This window comes from Roseburia sp. AM23-20 (genome assembly GCF_003470905.1).
In the GTDB taxonomy this organism is placed as follows: domain Bacteria; phylum Bacillota; class Clostridia; order Lachnospirales; family Lachnospiraceae; genus Roseburia; species Roseburia rectibacter.
Genome location: NZ_QRHS01000004.1, coordinates 1 through 22395 on the forward strand (window position 1 = coordinate 1; position 22395 = coordinate 22395).

23 protein-coding genes, 1 tRNA gene and 1 other RNA gene are annotated in these 22395 nt (G+C 42.2%); 8 read left to right on the forward strand and 17 right to left on the reverse strand.

Going from position 1 to position 22395, the window contains the following annotated elements; genetic code table 11:
* Positions 1–837 precede the first annotated feature (837 nt).
* The 7 genes from DW650_RS04885 to DW650_RS04915 all read right to left on the reverse strand — a co-directional run bounded on the left by DW650_RS04885 (position 838) and on the right by DW650_RS04915 (position 6765).
* The gene (locus DW650_RS04885; RefSeq protein ID WP_118209227.1) at positions 838–1332 is read right to left on the reverse strand and encodes a nitroreductase family protein; all 495 of its coding nucleotides are present in this window, start codon (positions 1330–1332) and stop codon (positions 838–840) included.
* A gap of 18 nt (positions 1333–1350) precedes the next feature.
* The gene (locus DW650_RS04890; protein WP_199654206.1) at positions 1351–1884 is read right to left on the reverse strand and encodes a histidine phosphatase family protein; all 534 of its coding nucleotides are present in this window, start codon (positions 1882–1884) and stop codon (positions 1351–1353) included.
* Positions 1885–1971: 87 nt separating this feature from the next.
* A complete protein-coding gene (locus tag DW650_RS04895; RefSeq protein WP_117920791.1) occupies positions 1972–2241 on the reverse strand; it encodes a hypothetical protein in 270 nt (89 codons plus the stop codon).
* 21 nt (positions 2242–2262) lie between these two features.
* Entirely contained in the window at positions 2263–3192 is a 930-nt protein-coding gene (locus DW650_RS04900) for an Rpn family recombination-promoting nuclease/putative transposase (protein WP_118209229.1), read from the reverse strand.
* A 262-nt stretch (positions 3193–3454) separates the two neighbouring features.
* Positions 3455–4630 carry a flagellin lysine-N-methylase gene (fliB, locus tag DW650_RS04905; protein ID WP_118209230.1) on the reverse strand — a complete coding sequence of 392 codons (1176 nt, stop codon included), beginning with the start codon at positions 4628–4630 and terminating at the stop codon, positions 3455–3457.
* A 90-nt stretch (positions 4631–4720) separates the two neighbouring features.
* A complete protein-coding gene (locus DW650_RS20295) occupies positions 4721–6343 on the reverse strand; it encodes a flagellin N-terminal helical domain-containing protein (protein WP_118209300.1) in 1623 nt (540 codons plus the stop codon).
* Positions 6344–6504: 161 nt separating this feature from the next.
* Complete coding sequence (locus tag DW650_RS04915) at positions 6505–6765, reverse strand: carbon storage regulator (RefSeq protein WP_015519939.1); 261 nt, start codon at positions 6763–6765, stop codon at positions 6505–6507.
* Between the two features lie 105 nt (positions 6766–6870).
* Here DW650_RS04915 and DW650_RS04920 point away from each other — a divergent pair, with 105 nt between their 5' ends.
* Together DW650_RS04920 and DW650_RS04925 are read left to right on the forward strand one after the other, a co-directional pair.
* Complete coding sequence (locus DW650_RS04920) at positions 6871–7449, forward strand: tyrosine-type recombinase/integrase (protein ID WP_118209231.1); 579 nt, start codon at positions 6871–6873, stop codon at positions 7447–7449.
* A 221-nt stretch (positions 7450–7670) separates the two neighbouring features.
* Positions 7671–8441, forward strand: a complete 771-nt coding sequence (locus DW650_RS04925; RefSeq protein WP_118209232.1) for a DUF6062 family protein — start codon at positions 7671–7673, stop codon at positions 8439–8441.
* A gap of 109 nt (positions 8442–8550) precedes the next feature.
* Here the strand turns inward: DW650_RS04925 and DW650_RS04930 are convergent, their stop codons facing one another.
* From DW650_RS04930 to DW650_RS04940, 3 genes are all read right to left on the reverse strand, one after another.
* Positions 8551–8901: a YbaB/EbfC family nucleoid-associated protein gene (locus tag DW650_RS04930; protein ID WP_006858706.1), complete on the reverse strand. Its 351-nt coding sequence runs from the start codon at positions 8899–8901 to the stop codon at positions 8551–8553.
* A gap of 64 nt (positions 8902–8965) precedes the next feature.
* Positions 8966–10546: a DNA polymerase III subunit gamma/tau gene (gene dnaX / locus DW650_RS04935; RefSeq protein ID WP_118209233.1), complete on the reverse strand. Its 1581-nt coding sequence runs from the start codon at positions 10544–10546 to the stop codon at positions 8966–8968.
* Position 10547: 1 nt separating this feature from the next.
* Complete coding sequence (locus tag DW650_RS04940) at positions 10548–11621, reverse strand: 6-phosphofructokinase (RefSeq protein WP_117920799.1); 1074 nt, start codon at positions 11619–11621, stop codon at positions 10548–10550.
* A 212-nt stretch (positions 11622–11833) separates the two neighbouring features.
* Between DW650_RS04940 and DW650_RS04945 the strand changes: the two genes are divergently transcribed.
* On the forward strand, positions 11834–12379 hold the full coding sequence (locus tag DW650_RS04945; RefSeq protein ID WP_118209234.1) for a Uma2 family endonuclease: 546 nt from the start codon (positions 11834–11836) through the stop codon (positions 12377–12379).
* A gap of 81 nt (positions 12380–12460) precedes the next feature.
* Here DW650_RS04945 and DW650_RS04950 read toward each other — a convergent pair.
* Positions 12461–12534: transfer RNA gene (locus DW650_RS04950), tRNA-Pro, on the reverse strand.
* A 250-nt stretch (positions 12535–12784) separates the two neighbouring features.
* On the opposite strand from DW650_RS04950, the gene DW650_RS04955 reads away from it, so the two are divergent.
* Both DW650_RS04955 and DW650_RS04960 read left to right on the forward strand, forming a co-directional pair.
* Positions 12785–14227 (forward strand): sodium:proton antiporter, encoded by a 1443-nt coding sequence (locus DW650_RS04955; RefSeq protein ID WP_118209235.1) that lies wholly within the window; start codon positions 12785–12787, stop codon positions 14225–14227.
* Positions 14228–14242: 15 nt separating this feature from the next.
* Positions 14243–15241, forward strand: a complete 999-nt coding sequence (locus DW650_RS04960; protein ID WP_118209236.1) for a cytidylate kinase-like family protein — start codon at positions 14243–14245, stop codon at positions 15239–15241.
* 262 nt (positions 15242–15503) lie between these two features.
* Here the strand turns inward: DW650_RS04960 and DW650_RS04965 are convergent, their stop codons facing one another.
* The 5 genes from DW650_RS04965 to tadA form a co-directional block, all read right to left on the reverse strand.
* Positions 15504–16841, reverse strand: coding sequence for an MATE family efflux transporter (locus DW650_RS04965; protein ID WP_186899824.1), 1338 nt, complete (start codon positions 16839–16841; stop codon positions 15504–15506).
* 170 nt (positions 16842–17011) lie between these two features.
* Positions 17012–17995: a phosphate acetyltransferase gene (pta, locus tag DW650_RS04970; protein ID WP_118209237.1), complete on the reverse strand. Its 984-nt coding sequence runs from the start codon at positions 17993–17995 to the stop codon at positions 17012–17014.
* Positions 17996–18256: 261 nt separating this feature from the next.
* Positions 18257–18715 (reverse strand): hypothetical protein, encoded by a 459-nt coding sequence (locus DW650_RS04975; RefSeq protein WP_241070811.1) that lies wholly within the window; start codon positions 18713–18715, stop codon positions 18257–18259.
* 72 nt (positions 18716–18787) lie between these two features.
* Positions 18788–19050, reverse strand: an RNA gene (gene ffs / locus DW650_RS04980) — signal recognition particle sRNA large type.
* A 33-nt stretch (positions 19051–19083) separates the two neighbouring features.
* On the reverse strand, positions 19084–19566 hold the full coding sequence (gene tadA, locus DW650_RS04985; protein ID WP_117920806.1) for a tRNA adenosine(34) deaminase TadA: 483 nt from the start codon (positions 19564–19566) through the stop codon (positions 19084–19086).
* 85 nt (positions 19567–19651) lie between these two features.
* On the opposite strand from tadA, the gene DW650_RS04990 reads away from it, so the two are divergent.
* Positions 19652–20230: a GNAT family N-acetyltransferase gene (locus DW650_RS04990; RefSeq protein ID WP_243102858.1), complete on the forward strand. Its 579-nt coding sequence runs from the start codon at positions 19652–19654 to the stop codon at positions 20228–20230.
* A gap of 17 nt (positions 20231–20247) precedes the next feature.
* Here the strand turns inward: DW650_RS04990 and DW650_RS04995 are convergent, their stop codons facing one another.
* Positions 20248–21132 carry a DUF6128 domain-containing protein gene (locus tag DW650_RS04995; RefSeq protein ID WP_118209239.1) on the reverse strand — a complete coding sequence of 295 codons (885 nt, stop codon included), beginning with the start codon at positions 21130–21132 and terminating at the stop codon, positions 20248–20250.
* A 136-nt stretch (positions 21133–21268) separates the two neighbouring features.
* On the opposite strand from DW650_RS04995, the gene DW650_RS05000 reads away from it, so the two are divergent.
* The gene (locus DW650_RS05000) at positions 21269–21661 is read left to right on the forward strand and encodes a Fur family transcriptional regulator (RefSeq protein ID WP_118209240.1); all 393 of its coding nucleotides are present in this window, start codon (positions 21269–21271) and stop codon (positions 21659–21661) included.
* A gap of 179 nt (positions 21662–21840) precedes the next feature.
* Positions 21841–22383: an NADH peroxidase gene (locus DW650_RS05005; RefSeq protein WP_006857073.1), complete on the forward strand. Its 543-nt coding sequence runs from the start codon at positions 21841–21843 to the stop codon at positions 22381–22383.
* The last annotated feature ends 12 nt before the right edge of the window (positions 22384–22395 follow it).

The following is a 22395-nucleotide window of genomic DNA, read 5'->3' on the forward strand; positions in this document are numbered from 1 at the left end:
ATCACTGTGTATCTACAGACACACTAAGATTTTCTAATTTTCTCCCAAAGTCACAAAATTAGCTTCGCTTTGCGCAAGATGCCAGCCTCCAGGTTATGAACACCATTTGTGTGGGCGGTTCATCTCAAAATCTGGGGGCATGGGTGTGAATTTTTGATATTCGCACAACTGAAAATATGCTTAAAATCCTAATGTGCTGTATCACTGATATTCAGCCTAATGACTTCCCAGAATTTCCATCTACTACATTGTATTACATGAATTATTTCGTAAATTGTCAGACCAAATAACACAGAATATTTTTTCAAATGTGTATGGCAATAAACATAGGCATAATGGGATATATTGAGGTTTTCCAGTATTATCAAACCAATAATAATCTATTAAATATAGTTATTTGGAAATCTTTTTTTAATCAGATTCAGACACAAAACACTAAAAATTTACGCACCCCCAAGGTTGTAAAATGAGTTTCCCGGCTAAGGGTGGTTCACAACTTAGTGGCTGGCAAATCGCATCAAGCCGAGATTTGTTTTGTGACTTTGGGAGAAAATTAGGCAATCTTAGTCTGCCTGTTCGTAACACAGTGTTGTGCTGCCACGGACGGCAGCACAAGTCTTAATGCCCCCGGACGGGGCGTTTAAGACGCACACGTCACTCCGAGAAACATTAAATCAGGCTGACTTAGACTTGCCTTATTTTCGTACAACGGAACAAAACAGTCCCGGCTTGATGCAATTTGCCAATCACAAAACTGCGATATCACCCTTAGCCGGGGAACTCATAGCCCAACAAACCAGCATTTGCCGATCTATTCATAGTATGTAGATATCCAAATTAGCGTACATAATGTACTCTGTTTTCCTCATAGCGGTCTTCCTGCGGTCGCTCCTCCGCCGGATAGCCACACGGAACCAGCGCAAACGGATTTAATCCGGAAGGTATATCAAGCACTTTCCTGACCGCCTCCATACGTCCTGCATCCGGTGAAATTCCCATCCATACAGCGCCAAGTCCCTGTGCATCTGCCTCTAACAACAGATTTTCAACTGCTGCGCTTAAGTCAATGTTAAAATATTCTGGTGCGATTCCCTCCGACCGGAAGCATGGAACAAAGATAACCGGTGCCTCCGCTGCACAGTTTGCATATGGTGATGCCTCTGAAAGTGCTTTTATGACATCCTGATTCGTTACCACATAAAACTCCCACGGCTGCTGATTGCATGCGGACGGTGCTGCCATCGCTGCCCTTAATAGTTTTTCGATCTTTTCCTGCTCTACATCCTTTGCCTGATATTTTCTCACACTGATTCTGTGAAATATGCTGTTCATTCTTATTTCTCCCATCCTTTAAAAAGCATATCTGACCACTGCACAGTTTTCCACACCAAATGCAGCATACTCTTCATTTGTCATTTCATAAAAATAGGACTGCACCACCCGCGCAATTCCATTATGTGCCACGAGGATATAAGTCTTGTTGGAAGCAGTCACCTCATCTAACAGATTATAGATGCGCTGTGCCAGATGAAGCATCGACTCACCACCCGCGTAACGGTTTATAAACTGTTTTTTAGCCTCTTTAAATTCTTTTCCATCTCTCGGTGTAGATTCATATCTGCCAAAATTCTGCTCTTTCAGCCGCGCTTCCTCTCTTGCAGGAATCCCGGTAATTTCCGAAATGTGACGTGCTGTATCTTTCGCCCTGATAAGCGGGGAATACAGGATTTCGTCTGCCATGATCCCCTGTTCTAAAATCTTTTTTCCTGTCTCGATCGCCTGTTTATGTCCAAGATCCGTGAGTGCAATATCCGTTGCTCCACAGATCTTATTTTCCACATTCCATATTGTCTGTCCATGGCGGACAAAATAAACCTGTCCCATTTTTATCTCCATTCCTGCGCTGTCCTCCAGCGCATCTTACGTTTGTGCGTAAGCACAAATCTTGTGTATGAAAATGTATTTTTCACATTATATCCATGCATAGTCGCCGCCTGTCACAGCAAGTGAAAGAAGTGTATCCATCCGTTCAACCTCTTCGGCTCCTTTTACAACCTGGATCAATTTCGCACTTTCTGCTGCCACCGGCATTTCCTCATCCGGTCCGACCTCCATATCCGGTTCCTCCCCGCAATAAGGACATACAAGCTGTGGTCCTATCTGTAATGACAAAAACCGGTTTCCGCATTCTTTACATTCATAATATCCGCACATCTGCGTGCCATCCGGTACATAATACATTGTCTGATCCTCCATATCTGCCTACATCTCTTTCGTGGCTTTTTGTATTTCTTCCTCTGTAGCTTTCAAAAGTTTTCTTGCCTGTTCAACGGTTCCTCCGTTTTTAAGATAGTCTTTAATAATTCCAAGACGCCCCTCCGACTGTCCTTCTTTTCTACCCTCTTTGATGCCTTCTTCCAATCCTTCTTCCCTTGCTTCTTCCTTCCAGACCTTTACAGCTTCATCCATATTAAATTCTGTTGCAAACATACCCACTACCTCCGATCCCAAATAAGTTAACTGATCTGTAAGAACTCCTTCTTTGATGCATTCGCGCACCGCGATATCTATCGCTTCTTTTAATTCACTTCCATTTTTACATAAGTACTTGATTTTATCAACAAAATAACTGTATCCACTTAATAATTTTGTCTGCTGCAATAATTTAGAGTTCTTTCCGTAGTTAATATTATAGACTTTTACTTTCAGATCAATATTAACTTCCACGCCTTCCGGGAGCGCATCTGACAAGTGCATTTCCCAGTATTCTTTCTGATTACGGTCTCCATTGTAAAATACCACAAACTCCGGTGCATCCAGTTCTATCCGGCGTTCTTTGTATACGGCATTTGTTGTCATCATCTGATTGTATGTCCTACCCAGATACATCAGAAAACGCAGCGGCATATTTTCATTCAATGTAGACTGATGTTCCGTCAAAACAATCACACGTTTTTTTCTGACGCGAAATGCCAGATCATTTTTCATCTGTCTTGTAAATACATCTTCAATGGTACAGTCTTCTATCTCGCTTTCATCTGTCACACAATCATCAAATAATGCATTATACAACTCCAGCATACCCGCTTTTTCTTTAAACAGATACCGGAAAAAAGTATCCTTATACTTTGTATTGGCATACGTTTTGTCTGCAGCGTTACCTACAGACACCCCATTCATATTTTCACTCATATGTTCTTCTCCTAATTGTACGCTAAAATAACCCCATTTACAAATTTAAAATCATGATTCAACATACACCTACCGAAAAATGTAAGTGCAGTTTAACATCATATTTTACATTTGGCAAACAAAAACGTCATTTTGTACAAAAATTTTGAAGTTAAAGTATACAGTGTGCACAAAAATGTGTCATTCAAACTATACAGTATACAAAAATGGGCGATAACACACACCGTTCTGTGTATTTCGCCCGTTACACTCCTTCTTCCGTTTATCCCCATAAATTACACAGGTAAATCAGAAATGTCGGAGACAAAACCCCCTCGTCCATTCCAAGCTGCATAATCTTCATAATTTCCTCATTTCCATGTAAAAACCTCCGAACCACAAATGCTATCATCGCATTTCTTGTTTCCAAATCCACATCATACTTTATAGAATATAAAATCAGCAAGTGGGATGATACCAGATTGCACAATACGCATGCAAGATAATTTTTCAGTAATTTTCTTTCCTTCTGCGGTGCAAAAGCAGTCCGCATCCAATTATAGACAAGCATGTTTTCCCACTGCTGTTCATCTTCCTGTGCCGTCCATTTTTCTCTGGCACGGTTCCATTCCTCAAACGTACATTCCCGGTTCAAATGCAATAACTGCCATATCTTATCACAAGTGCCAAATTTATCTGCAAACATTGTTCCAAGGATAATTTTTTCATAGGCATTCACTGTTCCACACAATGACTGAAACTGCTGCTCGCGGTTGACCTCCATATCCTTTATTCCCTCATACATTGCCTGATAAAATGACGGATTAAAAAAGTGCGTTATCTGCGCTTCTACCGCTTTAAAATCCTGCTGTCCTATCTGTGAACTCATTTTTTCTATCGTATAAGCCCCATAAAATTCACGGAACCATAATGGCAGCTCTGTATTCTGTATAAAATCTGTAACTGCTTCCCTTACTGCAAGATTGATTTTCATTACATCATTATATAATGGAATATTTTCCATATTAAGATCAGGATCACGCTCTGATATAAAAGTTAATTTGTCCTTTACTTCAAACAATAACTGCACTGCTTTCGGGCAGCCGAGAAATATATATTTTTCATCCGTATCATATGAACGGACTGTTTCTCTTGGAAATACCACACAGGTACGACATAATTTTTCTGCTCCTTTATCCAATACAATTTTGCACAACTGGTCTTCATCCAGCATCGGGCACATACCATCCGTCTCCCGCAAATTTACTACACTGCCTTGCAGATTTTGATCATATTTTACACATTTTTTTGCAAATCTCCCAATCTCGCCGCCCATCATCCTGTAATCTTTTAATGTTTTCTCATCTATTACGATTGACCATCCCCCACAGCAGGTCAGTGGACACTCTGCTCCCATACAGGAAAACTCATCGTAAAACGTTGCCTTTAACAGGTTCATTTTTAACTCCTTTTCTACGAAAAATGCCCCGGAGCGTAACGCCCCAGGACATCTTTACATTGCATATAATAATTACCGTTTTTCCAGAGATTACTGTAATAAGGAGAGTACACCCTGTGTAGACTGGTTCGCCTGTGCGAGCATAGACTGACCTGCCTGTGCAAGAATGTTGTTCTTGGAGTACTCAACCATCTCTTCTGCCATATCTGTATCGCGGATACGGGACTCTGCAGTCTGGGTATTCTCTGCTGCTGTATCCAGGTTGCTGATGGTGTGCTCCAGACGGTTCTGGATCGCACCCATTTTACCACGCTGTGCAGAAACTTTCTTGATTGCTGCATCAATCGTGGTAGTAGCTTTCTGGGCACCGGACTGTGTGCTTAAGTCTACTTTGTTGCCATCTACGCCAAGTGCTCTTGCACTCATGTCATCGATAGAGAAACTCATGGTCTGACCTTCATTTGCACCAATCTGCAAGGTAATGCCAGCACCAGAAGATACACTGTCATAACCAGCCTGCCCCCACATAGCATCTGTACTTCCAAGACCAGCTCCGGCGGTATCACCCATTGTAATATCGCTCACCGATGATGCGCCACTGGTTGCAAATAAAGTATTTGGCTCATCTGGTGTATTTCCACTTAATTTAACATCAAAGTCGAATCCTGCCGTTTTAAGAATATCCTCTAAATCTTCTGCCGTATATTCTTTGCCTGCTGCAAGATGAATTGTATACTGACCTTCTGTTACCGTATTGGTTCCACTGATTTCAATTGCTGTATTTGTCTCTACTTCTTCTTTGCCTGCCGCCTTATCGAATGCGAATTTAAACACAGTATTATTGAACTCTGTTCCATACTTATTTGCCGTAAATGAAATTGTATCTGCTCCAACAAATCCCGTTACAGTTCCATCATCAGATACTGCCTTCACACCACCGACTGTTGCAGTTCCGGCAGTTGTGTCTGCATCTGCATTAAAAATACCATTCTTTAAAGATACTTTCACTTCAGCCGGTGCGCCAGTTGCGGTACTGTCTTCCTGTTTTGCATTTGCGATCAAGTCATCAATTTCGTCCTGTGTATATACCTTATTTTTCGAAAGATTTAAAGTTAATGTCTTTCCATCAGCAGCCCAGATAGCAGTCTCCTGACCTGCCTTTGTTGTTGTGGAAGCTGCTGTTGCTACTTTAATACCTTTCACGTTAGATGTTACAAGTGCACCGTCTAATGTTGCATCTACAACACCAAACTTCGGACCTGACCCGGTTGAAGATGTACTTCCACTCTGGGAACCATCCAACAGCTTCATCGTATTGAACTCTGTTGTCTCAGAAATTCTTGTCAGTTCTTCCTGTAACTGGGAAATCTCGTTCTGTACTGCCTCGCGGTCGTCATCTGTCTCTGTACCGTTGGAAGCCTGTACGGATAACTCTCTCATTCTCTGTAAGATGGAGTGTGATTCGTTTAATGCGCCCTCAGCGGTCTGGATTAAAGAGATACCATCCTGTGCATTGTCAGATGCTTTGTTTAAGCCGCGGATCTGGCTTCTCATTTTCTCAGAAATAGAAAGTCCTGCCGCGTCATCTGCTGCACGGTTGATCTTGTAACCGGAAGATAACTTCTCAGATGATTTTGCCTGCATTCCTGTTGTAACGCCTAAATTTCTGTTCGCATTCATTGCGGACATGTTGTGCTGTACTACCATTGCCATAATATTTACCTCCGTGTGATAAAAATGTGTTCTGCCGTTGCCCGGCATCCGGGAATCCTTTCCCTTTTTTTCCGTGATATGCGGAAATTTTTCTTAATTTTTAAGACATACGTCTTAAAAAGATTTATAATAAGCCCGACCCCTAGGTTAGCCTGACCTTATTACCTTGCTTCTTCTGATCTGCTGCGGCGCTCTCTCATCAGAATTGCAGCAATCTCTTTCTGTGCCTGTTCCGAAATGCCCTGTTCCTTATAGTAGTGAGTGCGGTTGCTTTTTCTTTCTGCAGAACTACGCGCAATATTCATCTCTCTCGGTGCATCCACCAGAAGATGAATGTTATTTGCAGAACCGCCGGAAAAAACGACCCTGATGTTTTCACCGATGTCAATATAGTCACCGGGCTTTAACGTTAACTTGAGCATAAAATCTGTTTTCCTCCCTGATTATCTGTTTCTCCCTGAATGCAACATTCCATATAAAATGTTGCGTTTACAGGCTTGCGGTATTTTCCGCAGAAAGGAGTCATTATGGGTACAACACAACCGATCCGTGATAAGGACGAACTAAAAAATTTCATTGCATATTACGAGGCTGCACATCCGAATATCCGCAACTATACGATGATCATTCTTGGTCTCTACACCGCATTGCGCATCAGTGATGTATTGAATTTAAGATGGAAAGATGTGTATTATTTTGAGAAAGACTGTTTCTTAGATCATCTTCTGATCCATGAACAGAAAACAGGAAAGGTCAATGAGATTGCCTTAAATTCACATGTTATCAAGGCACTGGACTGTTACCGGAAAACAAGAAAACCTGACGCAGAGGATTATATTTTTTCAAAACAGACTAATCCCACGCAGCCACTCTGCCGCTCCCAGGCATATCGTATTGTACGCAGAGCAGCGGACGAAACCTTATGCGAAACGCATATCAGCTGTCATTCGCTCCGCAAGACGTTCGGTTATCATGCATGGAAACAGGGAATTTCGCCGGTTCTTCTGATGGATCTGTATAATCATTCTTCGTTTTATATCACGAAGCGTTATCTGGGAATTTCTCAGGACGAGCGGGACAGTATTTTTCATACCATTAATTTCTGAACAGATTTAAAAAAATTTAGATTTTGGGGTTAAGTTTCTTTTTGTTATGCCGAAATAATAGTTGTAAGTAAAAACGCAACATTTTATATGAAATGTTGCGTTTTTTATTTATTATGGCATAACTTTAAATTTATTATGTGTTATTGTTTGAATTATCAGACTTTGTTATAATTTTTATAAATAAAAAAGTGGATCAACTGGTCAAAGGAGTCATAGATCTTATGAAAGAAAATATTGCAACCATCCCTTTAATCAAAGCATTCAACGCCAAAGACGAATGCCCTTTCTGCAATTTAGAGCGCGAAGCCGAGCAGCATGCGGTCTCATTTATTTTAGGTTCCGCCTATATGGAGGATGATATCCGTGAAAAAACAGATGCAACCGGATTCTGCCGCCATCACTTTAAAATGATGTACGATTACGGCAATCGACTTGGAAATGCATTGATCTTAAGCACGCATTTGAAGAAACTGAATCAGGAACTCGCAAAAGAAATGTCCGATTTTGCCCCAGGCAAATCAAGTCTGTTAAAACGCATGAAACGCACAGACGCAACCGCAGAGCATGAACCGCAGACCGCGCTTGGCGCATGGATCTCCAAAAAGACGACGGACTGCTATGTCTGCGATCATTTCCGCAAAATCTATGGCAGATATCTGGATACCTTTTTCGACCTGTATCTGAAAAATGAAGAATTCCGCCAGCTTTTTGAAGAGAGCAAAGGATTTTGCCTGCCTCATTTCGGGGATCTGATTGAGACTGCGGAAAACAAATTGAACGATGCGCAGAAAAGGGAATTTTACCCGAAGGCATTTGCACTGATGCAGGAAAATATGGAACGCCTGCAAAAAGAAGTTGCATGGTTTGTAGAAAAAAATGACTACCGGAACAAAGATAAAGACTGGGGAAATTCCGCTGACAGCATTCAGCGAGGCATGCAGAAATGTGCCGGCGGCTATCCGGCAGATGAAGTGTTCCGGGCAAAGTTGTAAAATGAGGTCTTTTTGATTCATGGAACATAATTTCCAATAAATCAAACAAAGCATAATGGTTCAGGTGAAAAACATTCCTCGTCTTCCCTGAATCATTATGCCTTTTTCCCTAGAACGGAAGTCCTCCAAGACCACCCATGCCGCCGGTGATTTTTGACATGGAATCGGAAGAGAACTCTTCTAACTGACGAAGTGCCTCATTGGTTGCCGCCATGATCAGATCCTCTAACATCTCGATGTCATCCGGATCAACTACTTCCTCGGATAATTTTACTTTTGTAATCTCTCTCTTACCGGAAACAGTAACTTCAACAGCTCCACCACCTGCTGCTGCTGTAATCTCTTTTTCTTCTAATTCTTTCTGTGCCTCTTCCATCTGACGCTGCATTTTCTGCGCCTGTTTCATAAGGTTGTTCATGTTGCCCGGCATACCGCCCGGGAAACCGCCTCTTTTTGCCATGTGAATCCTCCTTGTTTTGCGGAGCAAAATGCGACTGCCTATGCAGGAGCAGAGGATTTTACTCCTAAAAATCGTCTTCTTCTATTTCAAAATTAATCAACTGGCGCAAATCAGGGTATATCTCCCCGCTTGGCGTGCCAGTGTCATTTAATTTTACCAGAATCTCTACCTCTTTGCCAAGTCTTTCTGCAACTGCTGCCCGAAATTCATCCTGACAGTTGGAACGGTTCTCTTCTATATAAGTATACGCGTTGGCATCCTCAAATGCCAGTATCAGCGTACTGCCCTCTCCTAATGTCGGAACTGCTTTTTTGAGATAGGTTCTTGTAATTCCTGTCAGCTGTGATAAAATGCCGCTCCAGCTGCTCATGACCTGCTTAATATCTTCAGGGATTGCCTTGGGAAGTTCCTTTTTTTTTAACACTTCCGATGCGGCAGAAGAACCTGTTGTCCCCGCAGCCATCTCACCGGATGCCTGCGTTACTACGACACCCTTCTCCAGCTTTTTTTCAAGACTGTCCACGCGGTCGACCAGTGAACCATAATCTTTTTCCATCTCTGGTTTACATAATTTGATCACCGCAATCTCGATCAGTATACGCTTCTGTACGGCATAACGGATCTGATTACTCAGTTCTGAAAAAATCCGGATATAGCGCATAAGAATGTCTGTATCTACCATCTGCGCCTCTTCTTTTAACAGAGCAAGATTCTCCGTTGAAATATCGAGCACATCCTCCATATCATCCGAGCTCTGCACAAGCATGAGATTCCTCAGATACCATGTAAAATCATTGACAAACTGTCCTAATTCCCTGCCCTCAATGACCATCTCATCGATCACACCGATCGCACCGGTCACATTTTTCTCTAAAATCTGGCGGAGCAGTCTGCTGAAAATCTCGGTATCAACCGCACCAAGTGTCTCAAGCACCTTGTCGTAAGTAAGATCCTGACCAAGATAAAAAGCAATACACTGATCTAACAGACTAAGCGCATCGCGCATGGAGCCGTCCGCTGCTTTTGCGATATAGCGGATCGCGCGCTCCTCCACTGTGACATGTTCTTTCTCCATCAGCTCCATCAGTCTCGCTGAGATCGTTTCAATAGAAATACGTCTGAAATCGTATCTCTGGCAACGTGATAAGATCGTGATCGGAATCTTATGAGCCTCCGTCGTTGCAAGAATAAAGATCACATATGACGGCGGTTCTTCGAGTGTCTTTAACAGTGCATTAAACGCACCTATGGAAAGCATATGAACCTCATCGATAATATATACTTTATACTTTCCTTCCGTCGGGCGGTATTCCACCTCCTCACGGATCTGGCGGATATTATCCACACCGTTATTCGACGCCGCATCGATCTCTATCATATTCATGGAATTGCCCGCTGCAATCGCCTTACAGGTCGGACACTCTCCACATGGGCTGCCGTCTACGGGATGCTCACAGTTAACCGCTTTTGCAAATATCTTTGCAATGGTGGTCTTACCGGTTCCCCTCGTTCCACAAAACAGATATGCATGCCCGATTCTGTCTGCTTTGATCTGATTTTTTAATGTTGTAACAATATGTTCCTGTCCTTTGACGTCCTCAAACTCCTGCGGACGGAACTTTCGATATAATGCTGTATATGACATCTTAATCCCCGAAACTGATTCCGATCCGTTTTGCCTCTTTGATCATCTGGCAATCCGGATCTACTGTTTTTAATTTGCCTGCCACTTCACCTAATGGCACGCGCTTTGTCTTTCCATTGATCATGGCGATCATATTGCCGTAATCCTCATCCATAATAGCCTGTGCTGCTGCGGAACCAAGTCTGGTGCAGAGTACACGGTCATAAGGGCATGGACTTCCACCCCTTTGTGTATGTCCCGGAACAGTCACACGTACTTCCACTCCTGTTTCCTTAAAAATCTGGTCTGCAATCTCATAGGAAACGGACGGATATTTGCGTTTTGCCACTTTCTCTTTGTATTCTTTCTTGGATAATGCCGCGTCCTCCTTGGAAATTGCTCCCTCTGCAACTGCAAGGATAGTAAATCCTTTTCCTGCCTTGGTACGCTTATTGATCGCTGCAATCACTTTTTCAATATCATATGGGATCTCCGGCAGCAAAATGATATCTGCACCACCGGCAACCCCTGCATAGAGAGTCAGCCAGCCAACTTTATGTCCCATAACTTCCACGATAAATACACGGTTATGTGAAGCTGCTGTTGTGTGGATACAGTCGATCGCATCTGTTGCAATATTGATCGCACTCTGAAATCCGAATGTAACATCTGTTCCATAAATATCGTTATCAATAGTCTTCGGAAGATGAATCACGTTTAAACCTTCCTCGCGGAGCAGATTCGCTGTTTTCTCTGTCCCATTACCGCCTAAGATAACCAAACAGTCAAGTCTTAATTTATAATAGGTAGATTTCATAGCTTCTACTTTATCTAATCCATTTGCATCCGGAACGCGCATCTGTTTAAACGGCTGTCTCGAAGATCCGAGGATCGTTCCTCCTTTGGTAAGGATTCCTGAGAAATCCGCTGATGTCAGTAATCTGTAATCTCCGTAGATCAATCCTTTATAACCATTTAAGAAACCGTAAATCTCCAGCTCATCTACGTTTTCACTCAATCCTTTTACCACACCACGCATTGCTGCATTTAATGCCTGGCAATCCCCACCGCTTGTCAACATACCGATTCTCTTCATCTGCGTTTCCTCCTGTATACCCATATTTGCATTGCACAATTTTTACACGTGCAGACTCTGTGTCTTTCGCTCTATTTAAAATATTACCCTTTTCACAGATATTTTGCAATATTTCTGGCAAAATCAAATATCTAAAAATATATTTTTTGACTATACTAAAATTAAATTGTATTATGGATGTATAAGAATCTGCCGAAAAGGAGGTACACGCCATGCCATTATCAAAAGAAAACACTTTTACAACCAAATATATCTATTCCCTTCCAGAAGGGAAACGCGCAGAGCTGATCGATGGTGTTATTTATGATATGGCACCTCCAAACAGACTGCATCAGGAACTTGTGATGAATTTATCAGCAGAAATTCGTGATTATATCAAAAAAAATAATGGTTCCTGCAAAGTCTATCCGGCACCATTTGCCGTTTTTCTGAATCAGGACGATAAAACTTACGTTGAACCGGATATCAGCGTTATTTGTGACAAATCAAAACTTGACGACCGTGGGTGTAACGGTGCACCGGACTGGATCATTGAGATTGCATCTCCCAGCACGAAGCGCCTCGATTTTGGAATAAAATTATTCAAATACCGTTCTGCCGGAGTCCGTGAATACTGGATTGTAAATCCGCTCACCAAAACAGTAAACGTGTTTGATTTGGAAAAACAGGAATTAAGTGACCAGTACAATTTTGACGATGATATACAGGTATGTATTTATGATGATCTGACAATTAATATTACAGAATTGCTGAAATAAGAAAGCATTCTGCTTAAAGCAAAATAGCCGGAAAGCCTTGATTTTACTGCAAAATCTCGACTTTCCGGCTGTTTTATTTCATCGGGGTAACAGGATTTGAACCTGCGACCTCACGGCCCCCAGCCGTGCGCGCTACCAAACTACGCCATACCCCGCAAATAACGATCCTATATTAATATATGAAGCTGTCAGGGATTCAGTATACCATATTTACATGTTTTTTTAAAGTTTGAAATGAATTTTGTATTTTTTTTATTGTTTTTACGCTTTTTTTATTTTCTGGTAGAAAAAAAATTCAGATTGTGTTAAGATTTAACCTTGCAAAAAGACTATCTATTGACATTTTTTTGCAATCAACAAATAATGATATGAATTTATATATCATAGAATTTGGAGGCTGATTTTATGAAAAAGTTACTTGCTCTTTGTGGAAGCATCGCAACTATGCTGCTTTTCACACCGCTAACGATTCTCGCAGCAGAATCCGGCGAAAGCAGTACTGCAACCGTTCCGGTATGGCTTTGTATCCCATTTGCCGGTCTGTTACTCTGTATCGCAGTACTTCCGCTTGTAAAACCGGAATGGTGGGAGAAAAACCAGCCGCTTGCCGTAGCTGCTTGGTCCCTGTTATTTATTATTCCATTTGCAGTGACCTATAGTGCCGGCGATGCGGTCGAAACAGTACTTGAGTGTATTTTAAACGATTACCTGACTTTTATCGTCCTGTTATTTGGTCTGTTCTGTGTTGCCGGTAACATCACTTTAGAAGGCGATCTCGCAGGTTCCCCGCGTGTCAACGTAATCTTCCTTGCAATCGGTACCTTACTTTCCAGCTGTATCGGAACAACGGGTGCCAGTATGTTAATGGTACGTCCGATGATCAAGATGAACTCCTGGCGTCAGCACAAGAGTCACATTATGGTATTCTTCATTTTCCTGATCTCGAATATGGGAGGATGCTTAACCCCAATCGGTGATCCGCCACTTTTAATGGGATTTATGCGTGGTGTTCCGTTCTTCTGGAGCATGCATCTGTTCCCGATTTTAATCTTTAATATGGTAATTTTACTGACTGTATTTTATCTCTTAGACCGTCACAATTACCGCAAAGATATCGCAAACGGCAGAAAACCGGATATCAGCAAAGCCGGTACTACTTTAAAAATCGATGGTCTGCACAACATCATCTTCCTGGTTATGATCGTTGCTGCCGTTATTTTAAGCGGAACACTTCCAAACCTTGCCGCATTTCAGGATGCAGCCGGAAATGTACGTGGTATCCGTATATTCCGTGAAGTAACTCTTGGTTTTCCTTCTATTATTGAGGTTGCCATCATCCTGCTTGCCGCTTTACTTTCCTTTAAAACAACAGACCCGCAGATCCGTACCAGCAACCACTTTACCTGGGGTGCGATCAAAGAAGTTGCCGTTCTCTTCATCGGTATTTTTATTACCATGCAGCCGGCGCTGATGCTTCTTAAATCCATGGGACCGGAGCTTGGTCTTTCCAAACCATTTGAAATGTTCTGGGCAACCGGTGCACTTTCCAGTTTCCTTGATAACACACCGACCTATCTGGTATTCCTGACAACCGCAGGTACACTTGGTTTTTCGCAGGGTATTGCAACTACAGTCGGAACAATTCCGGTCAAGATGCTCACTGCGATCTCCTGTGGTGCCGTATTTATGGGTGCAAACACTTATATCGGAAATGCACCAAACTTTATGGTAAAATCCATCTCTGACGAGAACGGTGTGCGCATGCCATCGTTCTTCGGATACTTATTATGGTCAATCGTATTTTTAGTTCCGGTGTTTATCATTGACACTCTGGTATTCTTTTTATAAAGGGGGGATTTCACAATGGAAAATAATATCGAAACATCACGGGCACTTGCTACCCGCATTTATGATCTCGACAGTGAAGTTTACCGTCTGATAGGTTCTTCCCTTGGACGCACTTTTACCGGCGACAAAGAAACAAGCATTCGTAACCTGACAACCCTGATCTCCACACACCCGCAGGGACACCTGCTCCGCAGTGAGATTGCTTTAATCGGTAATATGGCACGTACGATCCGCAATAAAGAAGACCGCAGCCGTATGATGCATGAATACAATGAAATCTTACACCAGATTGCAGAACTGCCTGCAAGTTTTGGTTCGGTCGATATCCTTGACCAGAATCTTGCTTCCTTAAATACATCCAACCTGCACCAGAAATTTTCCAAAGACGATCATCTGATCATCTGTATCGGAAGAACACACGGAAGTGCCGGTACTGATATCGGTTTTGCACTTGCAGATGCATTAAAGATCAACTACTATGATGTTGAGATTTTCAACCGCGTATTAGAGCGTTTAGAGGCAGAAAAAGATTCCGTTACAGACCGCGACAGTTTTACAGCCAAACTTGATAAAGTAGCTAAACACGATACCAACGCCAAGCGTTTCTTAAAAGATTTCAGCCGTTATCACGGTCTGCCAAAAAAAGATGCAGTATTTTTCAATCAGAGTGATCTGATCGTGGAAATGGCAAAAAAAGAAGACTTTATCGTAATGGGACGCTGTGCAGATGTGATTCTGACAAACAACCGCATCCCACACATCAGTATCTTCATCACCGCTCCGTTTGAACAGCGTGTGCACCGTATGATGGAGGTAAACAATCTTCCACTCAGGGAAGCCGTTCGCCGTTTGAAAAAGATTGATAAAGGACATGAGCAGTACTATCATTTTTATACCGGACGTAAATGGGGCGATGCCGTAAACTATGATCTTTGTATCAACAGTGCATGCTACGGTATCGAAGAATCCGTAGAACTGATTGAGCGTATGATCGACAGACATCCTGAAAAATAATACCTAAAAACAAGAGACATATTGCAAAAACCAATTAAGGTGACTGCGATATGTCTCTTTTTTATATTTTATGTATATTTTCCTTTTATTTTACATATAATTTATAATTGTGCAACAAATTTACTGTTTTCCACTATTATACACTCTTATCCACATTATCCACAGAGTTATCCACTTATTATCTAAATTTTCATTTTTATTTTATATATTGTCGCACAATTTTTATTTGCCTGTATATCTAGGTTTTTCAATCTATAACTTCTCATACAACACGTTTATTGAGCCATTTTCCCCTCTTATACCGTATTACAAACAGGAGTGAACGGAACACCCAGTCCACATACATTCCGATCCATACACCAAGAACTCCCATTTTTAACGTACCCGCAAAGAAATAACTGCTTGCAACTCGGAATACCCACATGGAAAATACGCTGACCTCCATGGTATATTTTGCATCTCCCGCAGCACGCAGGACATTCGGCAATGCAAAGCTTAATGGCCAGATCAGCATGGCACAAATGGAAAATGTCCGCAGAAGCTGCACTGTAATCGTAAATGCCTCCCCGGAAAGAGAAAAACAGCCAACCAATGGCCGAACCAGGATCAATAACGTAATGTCCGTCAGACACATGCCGCCATATGCAAGTCCCAGCAGTTTTTTACTGTACCGTTTTGCCTGTTCTTTTTCCCCTGCACCGATACATCGTCCGATTACTGTGACCATTGCAAGCCCGATGGCAATTCCCGGAATATTTGCAAAGCCTGCGATGCTGTTTGCTACGGCATTTGCTGCGATCGCAGCCGTTCCAAATGTTGCAGTCAGGCTTGATACTAAAAGTTTGCCGATCTGAAACATTCCATTTTCAATACCACTTGGAATACCGATCTTAAGAATTTTCCCGATCACGTCTTTCTTTGGACGCATACATCCCGGTGTCGTGATGCAGAGCGGATTATCTTTTTTCGACAACAACACTACCATAACAAGTGCAGATACCATTCGTGCGATCAGTGTCGCAAGCGCCGCACCTGTCACACCGATTCCAAACCCATAAATCAAAATCGCATTGCCTCCGATATTGATCACGTTCATAACAAGGCTTGTATACATACTGATCTTACTATTCCCTATGCTTCGAAACAGTGCTGCTCCTGCATTATACACGCCGAGGAACGGATAAGATATCGCAGAGATCAGAAAATAAATCTGAGCTGCGTCCATAACATCTGCTTCGATCTGTCCGAAAATTGCACGCAATAAAAAACGGTGCAGAAACAGTACCAGTATCATCACAGTACCAGATGATGTGAGCATGATAAACATCAACTGACCCGCCGAAAGTTTTGCTTTCTCCGGCATTTTTTTACCGAGATACTGGCTGCACACAACAGCTCCACCAGTCGCAAGCGCCGACAATATCTGGATCAACAGCACACTGATACTGTCTACAAGCGATACGCCCGAAACCGCAGCTTCCCCGCAGGATGACACCATTAAAGTATCAAACAGACCAATGCTGAGTGCCAGCATCTGTTCAATGATCAGTGGTATGATCAATTTTTTTAAATCTTCTCTTGTAAAAAGCGGCTGCTCCATATTTCTCCTCATTTCCTGCATATAAAAATCTTATTTTAAAATTTATCCCCATGCAAAACGTGGCACAGCTTACGCCATGCCACGTTACTCTCTCGTCATACTGACATTTTATTTAAAATATACTGTTATGCACTGGATTGATTCATGCCAACAGTTTCTTACACATTATCTTATGCAAGTGCTGCTGTAATGATAGCCATAGAATAAACTTCTGCTGCATTACATCCACGGGACAAATCGTTGATCGGAGCATTTAATCCAAGTAAGATCGGTCCATAAGCCTCGAAGTTACCAAGACGCTGTGCAATCTTGTATCCGATATTTCCTGCATTGATATCCGGGAAGATAAATGTGTTTGCATGACCTGCAACCGTATTACCCGGGCATTTGGTACGTGCTACACGCGGAGAAACTGCTGCGTCGAACTGAAGTTCTCCTTCAATTGGAAGATCCGGGTATTTTGCTTTTGCTTTGCTTGCTGCGTTGCGCATTTTGTCTACATCCTCACCTTTACCGGAACCGAGTGTAGAGTAGCTTAAGAATGCAACCTTAGGATCAACACCGAAAATCTTCGCACACTGTGCTGTCTCACCTGCGATCTCAACTAACTCATCCTCTGTCGGATGAATATTGATCGCACAGTCACCCATTGCAAGAACTTCGTTCTCACCGGTAGCTGCAGGACGAACCATGATAAAGCAGGAAGATACGATTGTATTGCCCGGTTTTGTTTTGATCAGCTGTAATGCCGGACGTACAGTATCTGCTGTTGAATAAGTAGCTCCACCAAGAAGTGCATCAGCAACGCCCATTTTTACAAGCATTGTTCCGAAGTAGTTTGCCTGGGAAAGGATACCTTTTGCCTGCTCCGGTGTCACACCTTTACTCTTACGAAGTTCGCAGAATAAAGAAATCATCTCATCCATTCTGTCGTAGTTAGCCGGATCAATGATCTCTGCTCCACGTATATTAAAACCGCTCTCCTCAGCCTCTACAGCGATTTTCTCCGGGCTACCGATTAAGATCGGATGAAGGAATGTTCCTGCTAACAGACGGGAAGCAGCTTCTAAAATACGAGGATCATCGCCTTCTGTAAATACGATTTTCTTAGGATCTTTTTTTAAGATGTCGATCAGTTGTCCAAATCCAAACATGATTATTTCCTCACTTTTTATATAATGTAATTGGCGCTCTCTACCAGCGCGTGTCATGTTTTCATTATATAGCAGTTTTTTTGAAATTCAATATTTGTATTCAAATAAATGCAGTTTTATTTGACATATTCTCTCAATTTTGATATACTGTCAGTATCTTTGTGAAAAAATTAACGTAAATTGTATTTTTCTTCATACAAAAATGTACCGCAGATCAGATTATGACCTGCGGTACATTTTATTTATCACATGAAAACCCGTTTACTCTTCACTGTCTGCGGATTCTCTCTCCTTTTTATTTCCTGCATTTCGGATTGCCCCAAAAAGTTCCGGCACATGCTGCTCTTTATCCGGTTTTGTTGCAAGCATGAATCTGCGGAAGAAAAATAATATTCCAATGCTGACAACCGAAAGCAGATCTTCCAGTGCTGATGTTTTCTGCACGATCATATGGCGCGCGATCAAAAAGATCAACACTTCCATGATATTCTGGGAACTCGGTTTGCAGAGCATCTTGATAAACTCCAACCCGATCACCACATCAAAAACGGCATCAAGAAAGATAAGAAACGCTTCCGCGTCCGTCCGGTTCTGCCAGTATAATAAGAGTTCCGGAAAAAGATTAAGTGTTGCAATGACCACACCGATCACGGCAACTAATGCAATGATGAGTTCTAAACCTTCACTTACCTGATACAGTCCTTTTCTGAGTTTATCCACTGTTATTCCTTTCAACTATCAAAATCAATCCAATGCACGCTCTGCGAACATTCCGATTGTCATAAATTAAAACCGAGCGCCTCCCATCGAATCCAGACCACAGACGTTACCTCCACAGTTAACTCGGCCCAGGCACCCTTACGGCACACAAGAGCTTCTGCTTAGGGCTGCTCCATTCCTGACCTGACCCGGTTCACAGATTCCTGTTGCGTAAGACCCAAACTTCAACGCCACTTATGAAGGGCAGCTCCACAATCTGACAACCCTCCGTTCGGCATCACCCCAGCTATAGCGGATTGCTGGTTCAGGGTACCGCTACCACCCCGGCTGCTCGGAGATTTAAGTATAGCCTATTTTGCCCTGTATTGTCAAGACAGATACAGCTCTTTGGACTTCTTTTTCTGGCGAAGTTCCTTGAAAAATGTGGAAAGCATTTCCGAACACTCTTCTCCTAACACTCCTTTTTCAATCTCGACCTGATGGTTGAACTGCTGCATCTGAAGCAGATTTAGCACCGAACCGGCACATCCCGCCTTCGGATTCATGCTTCCGATCACCACTTTTTTCATCCGGCTCTGAACGATCGCCCCTGCACACATCTGGCACGGCTCTAACGTCACATACATCGTACAGTCCTCTAACCGCCAGTCTCCCGTTTTCCTGCTTGCCTTACGTATGGCAGTCAGTTCCGCATGTGCTAACGTATTGCCTTCTGTATTTCTTCTGTTATACCCGCGTGCAATGATCTTATCATCCTGCACGATCACGCAGCCGATCGGTACTTCATCTAAGGCGTATGCTTTCCTTGCCTGCCGGATCGCTGCTTTCATGTATTTTTCATCCTGATTCATGGACAGTTTCCCCAAAATGTTATACTATATAATATGCAGTATTTTACCGCACTTTTTCATTTTTGTCGAGAAGGGAGCACCTTGCATGCAGCGAAAAAACGCTTCTTTAAAATATGAATTTGAGACAGAGCGCCTGTTCCTAAAAGTCCTGACTCCAAACTACGCCAATGCAGTCTTAAATTTCCAGAACCGCAACCGCGAAAGTTTTGAAGCCTATGAACCGGCTAGACCGGATAATTTTTATACTGCATCCTACCAGCAGACTGTTTTGAAATGTGAATGGGATCTCGCCCTGAAACAGCAGTGCATCCGTTTCTATGTTTTCCGGAAAGAAGATCCCCTGACGATCATCGGAACCGTATGCCTTCATGACATCCGCTTTGCCGCATATTCCTGTACAGAAATTGGCTATAAATTTGACGCAGCATTTCGTCACATGGGGTATGCCACAGAAGCTGTCAAAGGTGCTATGCGTCTTGCCTTTTATGATCTCCATCTTCACCGCGTGTTTGCTCGCGTTATGCCGGAAAATAAAGCATCCATATATCTTTTAGAATCAATTGGTTTCCAATACGAAGGTGTAGAACGCGGCTGCTTTCTCATTCAGAACCGCTGGGAAGACCATCTGCGCTACGCATACCTCAACCCATCTGATGAAAGCTAAGGATTATTTACTTATAATTATTCCTCTATAAAACGATACCAGCAGCCAAACCGGTTTTCCACCTGCTCCGGCATAAATTCCGGAAACCCAAAGATGATCGCCATAACACGCTCCTGATTCTGATAAATTCCAGGCACTCCGAGAAACCATTTATCTTCGTTATCTTCTTCTATTTTTCCAAGCACAAGATATCTGTAATTAAAAAATCCATGCAGCAAAAAACTATTATTTCCAAGATACCAGTATTTCCTCGGAAGCTCTCTGATATCCTTTAATTCAATTTTAATGCAGGTAATATTCTTTTCTGAAAAAGGCATGCTTGCCGGATGACTTTTTAAAAACTGTTCCCAGATATCCTTCCACTGGTACTGTGGGAAGAAATTACGGGCTGGAAGTTCGGTTGCTCTGAGTTCATTGTCAGATTCCCGGTCAAATTGGGCGGTCTGGATTTTATTTTCCTGTTGTTTTTCTTCTGCATATATATTTTCTTCCGTCTGCTCTGCCTTCCACTCTATGAAGTGTTCCATATCCACAGTAAGTGGCTCTCCCTCTGTCCATCGGCTCATAAAAATACGTCCATCTTCACTGCACAAAAAAATTCCTTCCATCTCAAAAAAGCTAAGCAATGATGTCGATATATGTGCTGTTTTCATAATTACGCTAAAATCCCCTGCACCATTACGGACATCCATTTCTCCAATCAGGCTTCCTTCTATCCCACTGCCCTGTTTACGGAACAGATAAATCTTACAATGAGTCTGTGCCGCATAGACACCCCGCAGATGGATTTCTAATCTGCATTCTTCTCCACGCAGTTCGATTCGGGCAAATCCTGTATTTCCTGCTTTTTTTGTATTTTCATAGGCATATATATATGTAATAAACCGTTTCATTCCCGCCATAGGCACTCTCTGTTACTTTTTTTCTATTTATATGCTGATTTTTCTGTTCTATGTCAAATTATACTGTTGACTTTTTTTATTAATTATCATATGATAATTTTAGTAACAATTACTATTATTAAGAAAGGATGGTAAAATGCTGAAACGAAGTAAGCAGCGGGAATCCATCAAGAAGTTTTTAATCTCGCGTTATGACCACCCTACCGCAGAGACCGTCTATATGAATATCAAGGAAGAATTTCCGAATATCAGCCTTGGCACGGTATACCGCAATCTCTCATTGCTTGCAGATATCGGTGAGATCCAGAAGCTGTCTACAGGAATCGGACCTGATCGTTTTGACGGTAATCCAAAACCACATTACCATTTTATCTGTAAAGAATGTGGAAGCGTTCTGGATCTTAATGTAACAGGACTGGATCATATCAATGTTCTTGCCGCACAGGACTTTAACGGCGAGATTGAAGGACATGTAACATATTTTTATGGAAAATGCCCTTCCTGCAAAGGCAAAATACAGACTTCCTGATTGTTTTCCCTCAAAAACTTCAAAAATGACGTAAAAATAGTCTTGACAAAAAGAAGTTTTTCATTTAAAATCAGTAATAGTTACTGATATTAATTTAAGCACACAATAATAGATTTCAAATAAGCGGGGAAATCTATTACAGTAAACAAATAATATTTTTCAAAAAGGAGATTAAGATTATGGCAAAGTATGTATGTACAGTATGTGGTTATGTTTATGAAGGCGATGCAGCTCCGGAGATCTGCCCGGTATGTAAAGCTCCAGCTGAGAAGTTCAAATTACAGGAAGGTGAAAAAGTATGGGCTGCTGAGCACGTTGTAGGCGTTGCAAAAGGCGTAAGCGAAGATATCGTATCTGATTTAAGAGCAAACTTCGAGGGCGAGTGCTCTGAAGTTGGTATGTATCTTGCAATGGCTCGTGTTGCTTACCGTGAAGGTTATCCGGAAGTTGGTTCCTACTATGAAAAAGCTGCATGGGAAGAAGCAGAACATGCTGCTAAGTTTGCAGAGCTGCTCGGTGAAGTTGTAACAGACAGCACCAAGAAGAACCTTCAGATGAGAGTTGACGCTGAGAACGGCGCAACAGCAGGAAAAACTGATCTTGCAAAACGTGCAAAAGCTGCAAACCTTGATGCAATCCATGATACCGTTCATGAGATGGCTCGTGACGAGGCTCGTCATGGTAAAGCGTTCGAAGGATTATTAAATAGATACTTTGGCTAATTGGCGAACGCA